Here is a 16,329-nt window from a genome sequence, read left to right as displayed (position 1 = left end):
AAAGTCCAGGCGAACTTCGCCTGGACTTTTTTTGTGACCTGGAGGCCTGCCCAGTCCGGTCTTCACGCAATCTCTCCGAATCCGCGGCCAGCACAGTTGAACTGCACTCTGACAGCGGAGCTGCTGCGTCAATTCGCAGCAGCCCCGCTGTCCTCCCAAAGTTTTCAGTTTTTCACACCGGAGCCCCCGCAGCCGATGCACAGCCGCCGGCCGGTTCCGCCGCAGTAAGTGCAGCTCTGGGGAGTCTCCATCCCCATGATGGAGATAGACTGTCCCTGACCGGTGCCTCTGCAATAGGGACAGGTCACCATTCCGTCGCCGTTGCAGACGGCGCAGGGCTCGGAACCAGCAGTGGAGCCACCGCTGCCGGTGCTGCTGCCGCCCGAGGCGCTGGTGCCGTTGTTCCATATCTCCTTGACGTTGTTTCCATTACTATCCATGATATAAATGGAGGTAGCCCCCCAATTATTAGACCCATAATTGAATCCGTTCTCGTTCTCTACAAAAACCACCTTGGAGTCGTTATTGGCCAAGCGTCTGCACTGGTAGTGGCCCTGATAGAGCACCTCCTGGAGGTCGGTGCTGCGGTTGACCCGCACCACCTTGGTCTGGCTGTGGGTATAGCGCCAGTCTGCCGTCCAGGTGTAGTCGTTGGCATCCAGATAGTTATTCTTGGCGGCGTTGTAGCTGCTCTCGCTGACGGTCTGGCGGGCGCCGGTGGAGGCATTGTGGAAGTAATAGGTCTTTACATCGCCATCCTTGACATAGAAGTAGATGCCGGAGCCGTCTGCGGCACAGAAAATCTCACGCCCCACATCGTCATACTTATACAAGGTCCGACTGGCACTGGTAGCCGGATCGGCCTCAATAATGGAGTGGGACCAGCCGGAATCGGAGTCGAAGTAATCATTGAGATAGATTTTCCCATTGGCGGCAGTCATGGTAATATAACTGGAAAAATCATCGTTTTGGTAGAGCAGTTTGCTGCTTCCAGTGTTCAGGTCCACAACGTATACCGATGCGGCCAGAATACTGCTGTACTTCCCTGAGGGATCAGTATAGTGATCTGCAACACGAACCAACAGGTAGTCACGGTAAATCATCATCTCTTCGATCTCCAGCTCCCCGTTCTGGTTAAACACCATCGTCCGGGAACCGGTACTGGGGTCTATACAGAAGATGGTCTGATTGCTGTGGTTTCCGTAGTAGTAAACCTTACCGTTGTAAGGAATGATTTCAGAAGGATAGACCTCAGAATCGTAGGAGGTAACAGAGACACCGTCATACCGGTAGAGCATTTGCCGCCAGCCAAAGGAGAAATAGACAATGTCCCCATCAAACACCGCCCTGCACGGAACCTCCTTATAGCTGGTATCAGAATACACCCTGTTTTCATCCGTCGCGTTTTCATCCGCCGCCGTCTGGCCGCCAGAGGTGATGACTACCCGGTTGTTGGCGCCATCCCACTGCACATTGCAGTCCAGGGACTCAGACACCGCCCGGACAGGTACTAGAGTCCGGCCATTGAGGGCGATGGGAGCTACGTCCAGTTCGAAGTACTGAGCCTCACCGTCGCCTATCTGCTTTGCCAGCACATTTTTCCCCAACTGCATGGCAATCAGGGTATCGCCCCTCTGGGCCGCCACTCCCTGGTATTCTGGTACCCACTCCACTGTAGCACCCAGCTTCTCGAAGATGGCTCGGAAGGGCACCAGCACACGCCCGTTCTGGGCAATGGGCGGCTGGTCGAAGGTCAGCTTCTCCCCGTCCACATATACGGCAATCTCGCCCCCCGCGGCCTGGGCCACCCCTCCGGCGGGTATAAAGACCGCCGTCAGCAGCAGAGCAGAAAGTAATAGAGATAAGAGTCTGCTTCTTTTCATAGAGTTCACTCCATTTCCATTTTATTTTTCATGGAAAGTATTATACCATAATCATCCTTGAATATCAACTATTTCCTGCACCTGCCACCAGTTTACTTCTTTACTGACCGCCGCCTCCGTTTGCCGGGAAAAAGGTTGACAACGGCGTAAAATGTGATAAAATAAGGCAGTTGAAGCGCGATGACGAAGCCAAGCAGACCACGCCGCGACGAGCGAGAGGGGACGGTGAGAGCCCTCCGCGACACGAGCCTGCGCGCCACTTCTGAGCGGCCCGGGAGGACCGGGACGATTCATCCCCGTTACCGGATGCAATGAGATGCGCTCTTTGGGCGCAGATCAGGGTGGTACCGTGGAGTGAACATTGCTCCGCCCCTGACATGGGGGCGGGGCTTATTTTTTTGCAGAGGAGATTGAATCATATGCCCAAGAAGTTCGGTCTGAACGAACTGCGCGAGATGTTCCTGTCCTTCTTTGAGACCAAGGGACACCTGCGCCTGCCCAGCTTTTCCCTGATTCCCCAGAACGACGCCTCCCTGCTGCTCATCAACAGCGGCATGGCGCCCATGAAGCCCTTCTTCACCGGCGAGCAGGAGCCCCCCCGCCACCGTGTGACCACCTGCCAGAAGTGCATCCGCACCGGCGACATTGAGAACATCGGTCACACCGCCCGTCACGGCACCTACTTCGAGATGCTGGGCAACTTCTCCTTCGGTGATTACTTCAAGAAGGAGGCCATTCACTGGGCCTGGGAGTTCCTGACCTCCCCCGAGTGGGTGGGCCTGGACCCCAACCGCCTCTACCCCTCTGTGTTCGCCGGCAATGAGACCACCCCCGCCGACGACGAGGCTTTCCGCATCTGGAACGAGGAGATCGGCATCCCCGCCGACCGCATCTTCAAGTTCGGCAAGGAGGATAACTTCTGGGAGCACGGCTCCGGTCCCTGCGGCCCCTGCTCCGAGATCTACTACGACCGGGGCGAGCAGTGGGGCTGCGGCAAGCCCGGCTGCACCGTGGGCTGCGACTGCGACCGCTATATTGAGGTGTGGAACGTAGTGTTCTCCCAGTTCGACAACGACGGCGAGAACCACTACACCGAGCTCAAGCAGAAGAACATCGACACCGGCATGGGCCTGGAGCGTCTGGCCTGCGTGTGCCAGGATGTGGCCTCCCTGTTTGACGTAGACACCGTCATGAACATCACCAACAAGGTGAGCGAGATCACCCACGCCCACTACGGCGAGACCGCCGCCAAGGACGTGTCTCTTCGCGTTATCACCGACCACATCCGCTCCGCCACCTTTATGATCTGCGACGGCGTGCTCCCCTCCAACGAGGGCCGGGGCTACGTCCTCCGCCGCCTGCTCCGCCGGGCCGCCCGCCACGGCAAGCTGCTGGGCGTCAACGATCCCTTCCTGTATGAGGTGTGCGACACCGTTATTCACGAGAACGAGGGCCACTACCCCGAGCTTCGGGAGCGCCAGGACTATATTACCAAGGTCATCCGCACTGAGGAGGAGAACTTCGCCCGCACCATCGATGGCGGCCTGAAGATCTTCAACGATATGCTGGAGGGCCACAAGGCCGGCGGCGAGACCGTGTTCTCCGGCGCTGACGCCTTCAAGCTGTACGACACCTACGGCTTCCCCATCGACCTGACCATCGAGATGGTGGAGGAGCAGGGCATGACCGTGGATCAGGCCGCCTTCCAGAAGCTGATGCAGGAGCAGAAGGAGCGCGCCCGTAAGGCCCGCGAGGCTCTGGGCGATCTGGGCTGGGCCGGAGTGGAATTTGGTAAGGACGTGCCAGAGACCGAATTCATGGGCTACGAAAACACCTCCATCACCGGTGCAAAGGTGGTGGCTTTAGTGGTGGAGAACGAGCAGGCCGAGGAGCTCATGCCCGGCGTGGAGGGCATCGTGGTGCTGGACAAGACCCCCTTCTACGCTGAGATGGGCGGCCAGGTGGCTGACCACGGCGTCATTGCCAAGAGCGGGGAGGACGGCTGTCTGTTCCAGGTCACCGATGTGCAGAAGAACAAGGGCGGCAAGTATATGCACTACGGCAAAGTGACCGAGGGGGTCCTGAAGCTGGGGGACACTGTCTCCGCCCAGATCGACGTGCCCCGGCGGAAGGCCATCATGCGCGCCCACTCTGCCACCCACCTGCTGGACAAGGCCCTGCGCACCGTGCTGGGAGACCACGTGCATCAGGCGGGCTCCCTGGTGGAGCCCGACCGGCTGCGTTTTGACTTCACCCACTTTTCCGCCATGACCGCCGAGGAGCTGGGCCAGGTCAGCGCCGTAGTCAACGAGGCGGTGCTGGAGGGCTATGACATCCACACCGATGTGATGCCCATTGAAGAGGCCAAGAAGCGGGGCGCCATCGCCCTCTTCGGTGAGAAGTACGGCGACACCGTCCGCGTGGTGGACATGGGCGAGGGCTACTCCGTGGAGTTCTGCGGCGGCACCCACCTGGACAACACCGCCAAGGTGGGCGTGTTCCACATCGAGAGCGAGTTCTCCGTGGCCTCCGGCGTCCGCCGTATTGAGGCCACCACCGGCGCTCAGTCCCTGAAGATTATGAACCAGAACCAGCAGAAGCTGTTTGAGGCTGCTGCCGTGCTCAAGGCCAAGCCCAGCGATCTGCGGGAGAAGGCCGAGCAGACCATCAGCGAACTGCGTGAGCTGCGCCACATGGTGGAGGGCTTCAAGGCTAAGGAGGCCATCAATCAGGCTGGCAACTTCCTGATGGGCGCCAAGGACGTGGGCGGCCTGAAGGTGCTCACCGTCACCCTCAACGACGCCGATGCCGACCGTCTGCGCAAGATGGGCGACTTCCTGCGGGATAAGGACTCCAGCATAGTAGCCGTTCTGTCCAGTGTGAAGGACGGCAAGATCACCTTCCTGTCCGTGTGCGGTAAGGATGCCGTGGCCAAGGGCATCAAGGCCGGCGACCTGGTGAAGCAGGTGTGCTGCTGCTGCGGCGGCAAGGGCGGCGGCAAGCCCGACAGCGCCATGGGCGGCGGCTCCGACGTCCTCAAGCTGGACGACGCTCTCGCCAAAGTGGACAACTTTGTGGCCGAGAAGCTGGGGCTGTAAATCACCATTCCAGTTGCCATAACGGGCGTCGTCCAGCCCCGCCGCAAGTGCGGCGTCCCAAGCGTTTTGCCAAAGGCAAAACCTTGATGCCGGGCGGATTCATTCCGCCCGAGCAGATGTAATAAATGGGGCCCCCACACGACATGGTCGTGCGGGGAACGACGCTCTGGCTAAGGTGGACGACTTTGTGGCCGAGAAGCTGGGGCTGTAAATCATCCCCACTTTGAAGTATTTTAGACACAGAAAGTAGGCACATTTTTCATGTTTCCCCAAGATCCCATGATTCTGCTCAGTTATGTCAACACTAAACTGCGGGACTTCTATCCCTCCCTGGACGCCCTGTGCGACGATCTCCAGGCGGATAAGGACGAGATCTCCCAGAAGCTGTCCATCCTGGATTGCCAGTACGATCCGGACCGGAACCAGTTTGTACGGATGTAATCTGCACAGAATCAATTTGGGCCCGCTGCATAGCGCAGCGGGCCCATTTTTCTGTTCTGATATTCAAAATTCCTTTTTGGCGTAGATCTCCTGTGCGATGAAGTAGGAGATCAGGTAGCCGCCAATAGCCAGCAATCCCAAGAGGACGGGCAGGGCGGTCAGCAGCCACGCCGGAGGCGTGGGCAGAGTGATCTGGTTCTTGGCCAGTCCCCCAAGCAGCACAGCGCCGCCAAAAATCACTACAAAGGTGATCATGCTGATCACTCTGGCCTTCTCCGCCCCATACTTGAGCAGGAAGGGCAGAATGATGGCGTCCAACACCAGAGTAAGCACGCCGCAGGACAGGGCAATGAGTACCAGATCATCCAGCGTTGTCTCGGTCAGTCCGGCCAAGGAAAGGCACACCATCAGACCCGCCGCCACCGCCACACTGACTACAATCACCAACAGGGTGAACACATATTTTCCGGCCACCACCCCCCGCCGTCCGGCGGGGGTGGCCACCGCGTACCGGTCCCAATGGGCGGCATCGTCCAGTGCCACCGAGGACACGGGAATGGTGAGACCGAATACGGCTACCAGAGCCCCCAAGATGGAGAAATCAAACACCCCGGTCACGCAGAAGCCTCCGTACACGACGAGAAAGAGCAGCAGCGTAGAGAGCTGCTTGCGCAAAGCCACAATATCCTTATAGATCAGCCCGGTCATTGGGCATCCCCCTTTCCGGTAAAGACCATGATATCCTCCAGGGTAGCGGGGTCCACCGTCAGGCCCGGATAGCGGCGGGCAAAGGCGTGCCGGTCCTTTACCAGGGCCTCACACCCGAACTGTCCCACCCGGCTGCCCGCCAGCAGGGACCGGTCTACCCGCTCCAGATCGGCGCGGCTGCACACCAGCTTGCCGTAGGAGTCCAGCAGTTCGTCCTTGGCGCCGGACAGAACCACCCGCCCCTTGTGGAGATAGGTTACATAGTCCGCAGCCTTCTCCAAGTCGCTGGTGATATGGCTGGAAATGAGGATAGAATGCTCCTCGTCCTGAATAAAGTTGAGAAATTCATCCAGGATCTCATCCCGCACCACCGGGTCCAGGCCGGAGGTGGCCTCGTCCAGAATAAGCAGCCTGGGCCTGGCTGCAAAGGCAGCCGCAATAGCCAATTTCATTTTCATGCCCCGGGAAAAGGTTTTCACTGTCTTTTTCTCCGGCAGCTCAAATTTCCGCAGATAGCCCCCGTAGCACCTTCCATCCCAGTTGGGATAGAGTTTGGACAGGATCTTGCCAATCTGGACCGGGTTGAGGGTATCGTGGAAGAGGGACTCGTCCAGTACCACCCCCACCTGACTCTTTACTGCCCGCTCGTCACGGACAGCGTCCAGCCCAAAGACGGAGATCTCCCCACCATCCCGGTGGATCAGATTCAGAATACATTTGATGGTGGTGGACTTCCCTGCCCCGTTCTCCCCGATCAGACCCATAATGGTGCCGCCGGGCACAGTGAAGGATACGTCGTCCAGCTTAAAGGAGCCGTAATCCTTAGTGAGATGGCATACTTCCAATGCATTGCTCATACTGTTTCCTCTCCATACAGAAGGCTGAGGGTCTCGGTCAGCTCCGCCAGGGTGACGCCGCCGGTCTTGGCGATGTCCACCGCCTGGGAGAGATGCTCCTCCGCCCGGCGGAGGGTCTCCTCATGGACCAGCTCCAGGTTTCGTGGGGCTACAAAGCACCCCTTCCCCGGCACGGTGGTGATAAAGCCGTCCCGCTCCAGCTCTTCATAGGCTCGTTTGGTGGTGATGACAGAAATACGCAGTTCCTTGGCCAGCAGCCGCATGGAGGGAAGGGCCTCCCCCTCGGCCAGCTCTCCCCGGAGGATGAGGCCCTTCATCTGCCGGGTGATCTGGTCGTAAATGGGCACGCCGCCGGAGTTGCTGATGATGATATCCATGGTGCACCTCGTTGTCATACTGTATATACTTGACATATACAGTAATAACATATAGATACACAGTTGTCAAGGGGCAGGAAACATTTTCTTGCCATCTGGCTACAGACCCGGTATGATGGTGGCAAAGGATCCATAAAGGAGGAACGTGTCATGTATGCGCCTATCCTGGAGATCAACACCAACAAAGTGACCGAAAACGCCAAAAAGCTCCATGATTTCTGTGCATCCAAGGGGGTGGAGCTGGTCTTTGCCACCAAAGGCTTCTCGGCCCGGCCGGAGGTGATCCGGGCAGCCATGGCAGGGGGCATCACCTCCTTTGCCGACAGCCGGATGAAGAACATCATGGCCGCCAAACAGGCCATCCCTGGCCTCAACTACCTCCTCATCCGTATCCCCGCTATCCTGGAGGCCGAGGAGGTGGTCCGCTGGGCAGACTGGAGCCTCCAGAGCCAGATCGAGGTGATCCGGGCGGTGTCGAAGGCCGCCCTCCGGCAGGGCAAGGTCCACCCCATCATCCTGATGATTGACGTGGGAGATCTGCGGGAGGGGGTGTTTGGCAGGGAGCAGCTGGACAGCATTGTACCCCAGATTCTGGCCTGCTCCGGCGTGAAGCTGGTTGGCCTGGGCACCAACGTGGGATGCTACGGCAGCGTGTTACCCTCGGTGGACAATACAGCTATTCTGGTGGAGCTTCGGGACTACCTCAACAGGACCTACGGCTGCTCCATCTCGGTGCTGTCGGTGGGCGGCACCTGCGCCCTCAAGCTGCTGGAGGTTGGCGTTATGCCCGCCGGAATCAATCAGCTGCGGGTGGGTGAAGCGGTACTTTTCGGCGAGGACACCACCGGCAACCGGTTCCTGGACGGCTATCATCAGGATGCCTTCCTGTTCAAGGCCCAGGTGGTAGAGCTGCGGCGCAAGCCTTCGGTACCCATCGGTGAGCTGGGCCGGGATGGCAAGGGGGACACCCCAGAGTATCCTGACCGTGGTGTGCGCCTGCGGGCCATCTGCGCCGCCGGAAAACAGGACGTGGCCTGGGCCGCCCTCACCCCCGTATTGCCGGGCGCAAAGATGATCGGGGCCAGCTCCGACCATTTGATCGTGGACGTGGAGGACTGCGGCGGCCAGGTGCAGGTGGGGGACTGGCTGGAGTTCCGGTGCGGCTATATGGCAGTGCTGGACGCCACCACCTCCGCCTATATAGATATTGTGGTGAAGTAAATAAAAAAGGTCCCGGACCGCTGGTCCGGGACCTTTCTACCTATTGAGTTGTGTCCGGCAGGAAAATAGAGCAGTCCCCGAACTGGATGTGGTCGATCCGCTCCAGCGGGATGGGGATATCAAAGGCCGAGACGCCGTAGAAGTAATCTCGTCCTCCTGGTCCATCCGGACCTGGATCGCCATATCCGTTTGCCCCGTTGATGGTGACGGTGGAACCATCCTTGCAGACAAGCACCAATTCATAGTGGACAAAGGGGCCCGCGTCCGGAGGATAGGAGAGGGTGAAGCTGACCGACAGCGGGGAGAGGGTCAGCGACTCCAGCGTAACCATCGCCTGGGTCTCTGTGTCCAGGCGGACAGCCCCGGCTGGGTCTACCTCCAGAATCTTGCTCCGGTAGAGATGATCCAGTGCAAAGCTCCACGTTCCCTCCAGAATCATAGGCTCCTCTCCAGAGGTACCCTCCCTAGGGATAAGCGCCAGATCGGTGAGATACAGCGTCTTGGATACGCCATCGTTCCAGTTTACACCGCCCGGCCGACCATAGAGGATAAAGACTAGCTCCACCACATTGTCCCCAGGGGTGCGGTCAGGCAGGAACCGCGCTTTCTGCACTCCCCAGTCCAGTCTTTCGCCGGTGGCGGTGTCCCGCAGGTCCACATCCAGGAACACATGATCCTCCTGAGTACCCATATCGGGCAGGACCGTGCCCTCCGGGGCCTCCACCCGCAGGCGGAGGTAACAGTTGTACGCATCGGCCACCGAGGCCAGCGGGGTAATGGTAATGCCGTTGCTGGTGGAGGGGGCCAGATCGGTGGTACCCATCTCGTCCAGCAGGGCCTTCTGCCCCTCGTCCAGGGGGGCGCTTTCAATGGTAAAAAAAGAATCAAAGAGATTGCCGGGGCCCCAGATCTGATAGGCGGCCACAGCGGAAATGGTAAGCGCCGCCGCCAGGGCGGCGCAGGCCGCCAGACGGGGCAGCAGGCGGTGTCTGGGCTTGGTATGCAGCAGCTTCATGGTGCGTTCCCGTATCCTTTCCGGGGACACCTCCGGCCCGGGAGAAAGCTCCACCGAGCAGTCCTCCCAGCCGTCCAGCAGATCAGAAATCCGCATTTTCACAGAGATACCCCCTTTTCAGCAGTAATTCCTTCAGTTTTTTGCGCCCCCGGTGGAGGCGCACCTTGACGGTGGAGGGGTTGACAGCCAGGGCGGCGCCGATCTCAGCCACTGTCTGGCCGTAGTAATAGTGGCGCAGGAAGATGGCCCGATCCTGAAGGGACAGGGCGTCCAGCAGCTGTGCCACCAGGGCCTTCCGCTCCGCCTGCTCCAGAAAATCGGCGGGCCCCAGATCGCCGGAGGGTTCCAGGTCCAGAAGATCCTCCTCCAGAGGCATCTCCTTCCCCAATTCCCGCAGGCGGTTTTTGGCTCTGTTGCGGACGATGGCACCCAGATAGCCCCTCACCCGGCCGGGCACCAGCTTGTGGGCGTTATTCCACAGGGCCAGGAAGGAATCGGACACCACCTCCTCCACATCCCTGGGGGCGTCCCGCAGAATGGAGGAGGCCACTCCGCAGGCAAAGGCCATGTCCCGATCCATCAAAGCCTCCAGAGCGGCAGGGTCACCCCGCTTCATCCGCCGGATCAGTTCTCCTTCCTCCATCCGCTCACCTCCACACTTGAAAGCGCTTTCACCTATCTTAACACAAAAAACGAGCATCTGGTTTCAACCAACACAGACCAAACCCAAAACCGCGCCGTGTTCCGACCATATTTTTCCAGCTTATGGGTTACACTGTCTCTGATACCGGAAGGGCAAATACGCCCCAAAGCAAAGGAGACAGGGACCATGGCAACAAAAGAGAAGCTGAAAACCAAGGCGGCGCGGCTGCGGGAGGAGGCCCGGGAGACGGGAAAGGTGGTATTCCGTGCTCCGGCGCTGGTGCGCTTTGCCGAGTGCGTCATCCGCTTTTTGCTGGGGGCCCTGCTGGCGGGGGCGGAGATCTTCGGGGGCTATGCCCCCTTCGGACTGGGACTGGTGGGCGCCTCCGGCTCCGGCCTGGACGGCTTCTGCGCCCTGCTGGGAGCCTGCTTCGGCTATCTGACCATGGAGGGCTTTGTGGAGGGCCTGCGGTACGCGGCGGCCTGTGTACTGGTCTTTTCGGTGGCCTTCGCCTTCTTTGACGTAGGGGCCTACCGGAAGAGCTGGTTTATGCCGCTGGCCGCCGCCGCCATCGACGGGGCTACCGGCTTCATCTACCTGTCCGACCAGGGCTGGACGCCGGAAAGTTTGATCTTCTTCGGCACTGAACTGCTGTTGTGTGGGGCGTCGGTATACTTCTACCGCATTGCCTTCACCCCCTGGACCGAAAAGCGGGAGGAGGAGGGGCTGACCGCCCGGCAGACCATCAGCCTGCTGCTGCTGTTAGGTACCCTGCTGCTCACCCTGTCCAAGCTGACCCTGCTGGGGGATCTGTCGGTAGGCCGCTTTGCCGCCGCGGTGGCGGTGATGGCGGTGGCCTACAAGGGAGGCGTCAGCATCGGCGCCACCGCCGGCGTGGCGGTTGGTCTGGGTATGGACCTGTCCACCGGTGGGATGCCCTTTTACGCCATGGCCTACGCCCTGTCCGGGGTGATGACCGGCGTGTTCCACCGCCAGGGCAAGCTGGCCGCCACCCTGGCCTATGTACTGTCCAACGCTCTGGCGGTATTGTGGACCTGGAAGGACGGACTGCACATTCCTCTGCTCTATGAGGTGTTCGCCGCCTCGGTGGTCTTTCTCCTGCTGCCGGACAAGCTGCTGCGGCAGGTGGGCGCCCTGGTGGCCCGGGAGCCCAAACACGGCACTCAGGAGCGGGCCATGGCCTATGTAAAGGGCCGGATGGAGGATACCGCCGCCGCCTTCAAGAGTCTGTACGAATCCATGCGGGGTACCCTCCACGCCAGCCGTCCCAACGACAACGACACCGCCGCCATCTTTGACCGGGCGGCGGACCGGGTGTGTAAGCGCTGCCCACTCCAGACCTCCTGCTGGCAGCGGGACTATGTGTCCACCTACAACGCCCTCAACGACGCCCTGCCCGCTATGCTGGAGCGGGGCCGGGGCGAGGGGGGCGACTTCCCCGCTTATTTCTCCAACCGCTGCATGAAGTTTGCCGACTTCCTCACCGCCGTTAACGAGGAGCTGGCAGGACTGCTCTACCGGCGGCAGTACCAGAGCCGTCTGCGGGAGAATCGGGCGGCGGTCTGCCGGCAGTACGGCGAGCTGGCTGAGGTGCTGGGCACGGCGGCGGCGGAGCTGAGCGCCGAGCTGATCCCCGACCCGGTGCGGGAAAAGCGGCTGCGGCAGTATCTCACCGCCCAGGGCGTGGAGTGCGAGCTGGCCGTGTATTACGACGAAGCGGGCCACTTACGGGTAGAGCTGGAGGGGGCCGGGCTCTCTCCCCTGCGGCAGAGCAGCCAGGTGGACAAGCTGGCCAAGCTGATGAACTTCCCCCTCCGGCTGGTGGAGGAGGGCCGCCGGGACAGGCTGGTGCTGGTGCAAAGCGAGCCGCTGATGGCGGTGGCCGGGGTGGCCGCCCGAAAGAAGGACGGGCAGACCGTGTCGGGTGATACGGGGGCCTGGTTTAAACACGACGACGGCGCCCTCTATGTGCTGCTGTGCGACGGCATGGGCTCGGGACGGCTGGCCCAGCGGGAGAGCACCCTGGCGGTGCGGCTACTGGAGCAGTTCCTCCGGGCGGGCGTGCGGCCGGAAAATGCCCTGCGGACGCTCAGCTCCGCCCTGGCCCTCCGGGGTGAGGATGAAATCGGCTTCACCACCATCGACCTTTTGCGGGTGGATCTTTTCACCGGCGAAGGCGACATCTACAAATACGGCGCGGCCCCCAGCTATGTAAAAAAAGGGACCGCCGTCAGCCGGGTTACCGGCTGCGCCCTCCCCGCCGGACTGGCAGGAGGCGAGGGAGGCGCCCCCGACGTGACCCACCTAAAGCTGGAGGCGGGAGACTGCGTACTGCTTATCAGCGACGGAGTCACCGGCGGACAGCCAGACCAGTGGGTACGGGACAAGCTGTCCGCCTTTGACGGCCAGAGCCCCCGGGAGCTGGCCCAAGAACTCATAGACGAGAGCGAACAGCAGGCCGGCGCGGCGGACGACCGCACCGCCCTGGTACTCAGGCTGAGCAAACGGTAACACCACACAAGAAAGCGCCCCTATCGGAAGATTCCGATGGGGGCGCTTTTGGTATCTTTTATTCGATGTGAACGTGGTTGTGAATGTGCTCCGAGCAGTAGCAGTAGTAGCCGTTGCACTTGGAGCAGTACCGGAACTCCTCGTCGGGGTAGTCGGTGTCAGTCTTGCCGCAGACGGCGCACTTGTGGATATAACCCTTGGTTTGCTGGGCGTGCTTGGTAGCCTGCTTGAAGTTGACGGTCTGGCGGGAGTGGCGGTGGGCCGTCTGCCGCTTTACCCGGCCCAGGCTGGCCATCAGGTCATCCCAGAAGAAGATCAGGTAGTTGAGGATCGCCACGATGGGAGCCACGATGCCCGCCAGTGCAAACATCCCGACCGTGGGGAGCTGCACCAGGTTGTAAATGATGTCGTAGGCAAAGAGAGCGGCGTCCAGCCAGGCCAGCCATTTGACCTTTACCGGAACCACGAAGAAAAGCAGTACCTGCATTTCCCCGTACAGGGTGGCAAAGGAGAAGAACATGGACAGGTTGACGTAGTGCATAGTGGCGGTCTCCACGGGCAGAGGGATAAACAGATAGACCAGGAAGCCCGCAATGATATTAAGCACCACCCCAAGCAGGTAGAACACCGTAAACTTGGTCACGCCCCACTGCCGCTCCAGGATGGAGCCGATCCAGTAGTAGAAATACAGGGAGATGGCCAGGAAAAAGAGATTACTGGTCGTAGGCACAAAGATAAAGGTGAGCAACCGCCAGATCTCGCCTTTGTGGATGATATAGTAGGGCGCAAAGCGCAGGGCGGACGACAGGGAAAAGCCCTGACTGAACTGATCCAGCAGCCACACCAGAACATTGCCGATGACCACCACCAGCATCAGGTTGGGGATACCGAACCGGGGATGCTTATAGCAGAACCGGTCCAGCCAGCGTTGTATCACACTCAAAAATCATTACCTCCCGAGGGGCGGCTCCACCGCCCCGCTTCCATGTGTGCCCAGTGTATCAGGGCATGGGAGAAAATTCCCAAACAATTTGTAAACTTTCCATCCGTTATTTCAGGATCTTGCGGATCTTCTCTTTCATCTTGGGGGTGAGCACCTTAGCTGCCGCCCGGTAAGGCAGCGGAGGCGGGGTCAGGTATTTCTGCTCCACCTGCTCAAAGGGCATGGCGGCAAAGGCAGCGAAGAAGGCCCCACGCTTGGCGTTGTGGGTCAGAGGATAGGCCAGCCGGGGATTGCCCGCCACAGCCTCGGCCAGAGGCCGCTCCACCTGGCCCAGCTTGTCCGCCAGAGCGTCAAAGACCTTCTGTCCCTTGGCGCTGTTGACCAGAACCAGAGAAACACCCTTCTCCCGGTCAGTGGGCAGCTTCAGCTTGGGGTCAAGGCCCCAGAAGTCACCCAGAGTCAGGTCCGCCGGACGGCTGACGCTGGTATACCGGCACTTGGCACACACCGGACGCAGGAAGAGCTGCATCCCGAAGCCCCGGCCGAAGGTGGTACGGTGGAGGGGGGTCGTGGTGCTGCCTCCGTCGGCAAAGCGGACCGTCATATGGGAGTGGGACCAGCCGTGGGCCTTGTCCCGGAACCGCAGCCCGGTGACCGGCGCGCCGTGCTCCATCCCCAGCTTTTTCAGATAGGCCTGGAACACCGCCGGAGAGGGTACGCCGTTACACACCAGATCGCAGGTGAGCAAGTTGTCGTAATCCCGGCCCAGGTAATGCTTCAGGCCGTCTACCTGGCAGGCAAGGCCGGTAAAGAGCACCGGCTTACCCGCCTCCAGCTGTTCTTTCACCTGATGGAAGGTTTCCCCAAGATCGCTCTGAACATACTTGGAGCCCCGCATGGCGGCCACTTCCTCCATGGAGGCGGCACAGGTATGGCGCACTGCCATGTAGCCGTCAAAGGCAGCGCCGTACACCACGCCTCCCTGGTCCAGTACATGGCCGGCCAGCAGAGAGAACACGCCGCCGGAGGAGCTGCCCGAGCGCACCTCGTCATTTTTGTTCCACACCCCGTGGGCGCAGTTGGGATCGGGGCCCTTTACCGGCTCAGTCAGGGCGGGACAGGCGTTTTCACACTTGCGGCAGAGGATGCACTTCTCCCCCACCACAGGCCGCAGGAAGCCCTCATGGTCGGGTTTCATCTCAATGGCCCCAACCGGGCAGACAGCGGCACAGGCGGTGCAGCCGGTACAGTCCTCCGCCTTGCACAGGTTGGGCTTGGCCTGCTCCTGGGCCGCGCCCATTTCCTCCGGAAGAGCGGTGCCCTCCACCGCCGCCTTCAGATAGGCCAGAGAGTCGGCCCGGGCGGCCTCCAGCTTTTCATAAACCTGGTCATAGTCCATCTTGGCGTCGATGGGCGCAGTAGTATCCAGACCGATGATGCGGTCGGCGCACCCCAGCCGGGAGAGCAGGCTGTAGATCCGGGAGAGGGTGGGCTCCCGCCGCTCCTTGGGGGACATGGAGGTGAAGAAATCCTTCTTGAACTGGAGGGAGAAGGCCGCCCCGTGGAAGGAGTTGGTCACCACTGCGGCGGCGTGCTGGAACAGGCCCAGGAACTCCCGGGGGCCGGCGTCAAAGACAATCTCCTTGGCACCGTCGATCTTCCGGCGGGCTCCCGCCAGCTGGACGATGGGCCATCCCGTCTGTCTGGACAGCGCCTGGGCATAGGGAGCCGCCTCTCCGGGATCGGAGACAAAGTAACACAGGATGTAAGGTCCCTGGTGTCTGGGAGCCGCGGCCAGCTTGCCCCAGTCCTCGCCGTTCAGCAGCAGGGTGGGGTCCAGCACTACCCGGGCCTCCCGGCCGGCTGCCTGACGCACCAGCACCTGGCCCCGCTTCTCACGGACCGACAGGGTGGAGAAGGGTGCCAGAAAGCGCTTCAGCTCCGCTGCCTTGTCCTCCGGCAGTTGGGGCACGCCCAGACTGGGGGCATAGGCAATGCGGCGGCCCTCCTGCACAAAGTCCAGCAGGAAGGCGGGGTCAAACTGCTTGGTCTGGAAAATGTAAGGATTCCAGATCTGATCGCTGCCCGACACATAAACATCATAGGCCGGAGGCGCGTCCTGAAGTTGTCTGAAATCGGTATACCGCTGGGGAGACAGCTCCATCTCCTCCGCCACAAAGGCCTCAAAGCGCTGGAACCGGCGCTGGAAGGCGGCGTAATGGAGGGCGGTATGGGCGTCTGACGCCATATCCCGCACAGAGGTGCTCTTCTTGAACAGCTGATTGGTGCGGGTGGTATGGGGCAGGCGGTAATCAATGATCTGGCACTCATGCCCCAGGCGCTGAATGGCCTTCATGGTGGCCAGGGCCTGGAGCTGAGCGCCGTAGTGATGAGCAAAATGGAATGTGATGAGACCGGTGCGCATAGGCTCACTCCTCGTTTGCAGGCTATCCGTAATGATTCTATTTAGTATACCACAGGAATGGGCTGTTGTATATCGTCAGAATGGAAATCCGCTGCTTTCATAGACATTCCGCTTCTTCTGTCGGAAATATTGACAGGATTCCCATTTTGTCTATGGCATTGCGGACGTCAAACCGGTATGATATGC

The 16,329-nt window shown here is 60.4% G+C and carries 12 protein-coding genes; 4 read left to right on the top strand and 8 right to left on the bottom strand.

Features of this window, described 5'->3' with window-relative positions:
• Positions 1-164: 164 nt before the first annotated feature.
• Positions 165-1,883 (bottom strand): stalk domain-containing protein, encoded by a 1,719-nt coding sequence (locus B5G06_RS06450; protein WP_087188274.1) that lies wholly within the window; start codon positions 1,881-1,883, stop codon positions 165-167.
• A gap of 419 nt (positions 1,884-2,302) precedes the next feature.
• Between B5G06_RS06450 and alaS the strand changes: the two genes are divergently transcribed.
• Together alaS and B5G06_RS06440 are read left to right on the top strand one after the other, a co-directional pair.
• Positions 2,303-4,981: an alanine--tRNA ligase gene (alaS, locus tag B5G06_RS06445; protein ID WP_087188273.1), complete on the top strand. Its 2,679-nt coding sequence runs from the start codon at positions 2,303-2,305 to the stop codon at positions 4,979-4,981.
• A gap of 261 nt (positions 4,982-5,242) precedes the next feature.
• On the top strand, positions 5,243-5,422 hold the full coding sequence (locus B5G06_RS06440; protein WP_087188272.1) for a DUF4250 domain-containing protein: 180 nt from the start codon (positions 5,243-5,245) through the stop codon (positions 5,420-5,422).
• A 63-nt stretch (positions 5,423-5,485) separates the two neighbouring features.
• Here the strand turns inward: B5G06_RS06440 and B5G06_RS06435 are convergent, their stop codons facing one another.
• The 3 genes from B5G06_RS06435 to B5G06_RS06425 are packed head-to-tail and all read right to left on the bottom strand — an operon-like array spanning position 5,486 to position 7,364.
• Complete coding sequence (locus tag B5G06_RS06435; protein ID WP_087188271.1) at positions 5,486-6,130, bottom strand: ABC-2 transporter permease; 645 nt, start codon at positions 6,128-6,130, stop codon at positions 5,486-5,488.
• Positions 6,127-6,987, bottom strand: coding sequence for an ABC transporter ATP-binding protein (locus B5G06_RS06430; RefSeq protein WP_087188270.1), 861 nt, complete (start codon positions 6,985-6,987; stop codon positions 6,127-6,129). Before B5G06_RS06430 ends, B5G06_RS06435 begins: the two co-directional genes overlap by 4 nt.
• Complete coding sequence (locus B5G06_RS06425; protein WP_087188269.1) at positions 6,984-7,364, bottom strand: GntR family transcriptional regulator; 381 nt, start codon at positions 7,362-7,364, stop codon at positions 6,984-6,986. The genes B5G06_RS06430 and B5G06_RS06425 overlap by 4 nt, the downstream gene beginning before the upstream one ends.
• A 150-nt stretch (positions 7,365-7,514) precedes the next feature.
• Between B5G06_RS06425 and B5G06_RS06420 the strand changes: the two genes are divergently transcribed.
• Positions 7,515-8,585, top strand: coding sequence for an alanine racemase (locus B5G06_RS06420; RefSeq protein ID WP_087188268.1), 1,071 nt, complete (start codon positions 7,515-7,517; stop codon positions 8,583-8,585).
• 40 nt (positions 8,586-8,625) lie between these two features.
• On the opposite strand, the gene B5G06_RS06415 is transcribed toward B5G06_RS06420, so the two are convergent.
• Both B5G06_RS06415 and B5G06_RS06410 read right to left on the bottom strand, forming a co-directional pair.
• On the bottom strand, positions 8,626-9,702 hold the full coding sequence (locus B5G06_RS06415; protein ID WP_143382712.1) for a DUF4179 domain-containing protein: 1,077 nt from the start codon (positions 9,700-9,702) through the stop codon (positions 8,626-8,628).
• Positions 9,683-10,243, bottom strand: coding sequence for an RNA polymerase sigma factor (locus B5G06_RS06410; protein ID WP_087188266.1), 561 nt, complete (start codon positions 10,241-10,243; stop codon positions 9,683-9,685). Before B5G06_RS06410 ends, B5G06_RS06415 begins: the two co-directional genes overlap by 20 nt.
• Before the next feature lie 186 nt (positions 10,244-10,429).
• On the opposite strand from B5G06_RS06410, the gene B5G06_RS14350 reads away from it, so the two are divergent.
• A complete protein-coding gene (locus B5G06_RS14350) occupies positions 10,430-12,775 on the top strand; it encodes a SpoIIE family protein phosphatase (protein WP_087188265.1) in 2,346 nt (781 codons plus the stop codon).
• 58 nt (positions 12,776-12,833) lie between these two features.
• Here B5G06_RS14350 and B5G06_RS06400 read toward each other — a convergent pair whose 3' ends face one another.
• Entirely contained in the window at positions 12,834-13,712 is an 879-nt protein-coding gene (locus tag B5G06_RS06400) for a rhomboid family intramembrane serine protease (protein ID WP_242955381.1), read from the bottom strand.
• 112 nt (positions 13,713-13,824) lie between these two features.
• Positions 13,825-16,143, bottom strand: a complete 2,319-nt coding sequence (locus tag B5G06_RS06395; RefSeq protein WP_087188264.1) for a polysaccharide pyruvyl transferase family protein — start codon at positions 16,141-16,143, stop codon at positions 13,825-13,827.
• Positions 16,144-16,329 lie beyond the last annotated feature (186 nt).

This window comes from Flavonifractor sp. An52 (genome assembly GCF_002159385.1).
Taxonomy (GTDB): domain Bacteria; phylum Bacillota; class Clostridia; order Oscillospirales; family Oscillospiraceae; genus Flavonifractor; species Flavonifractor avicola.
Note: the sequence above shows the minus strand (reverse complement) of the source record. Positions and strands in the feature narration are given on the sequence as shown.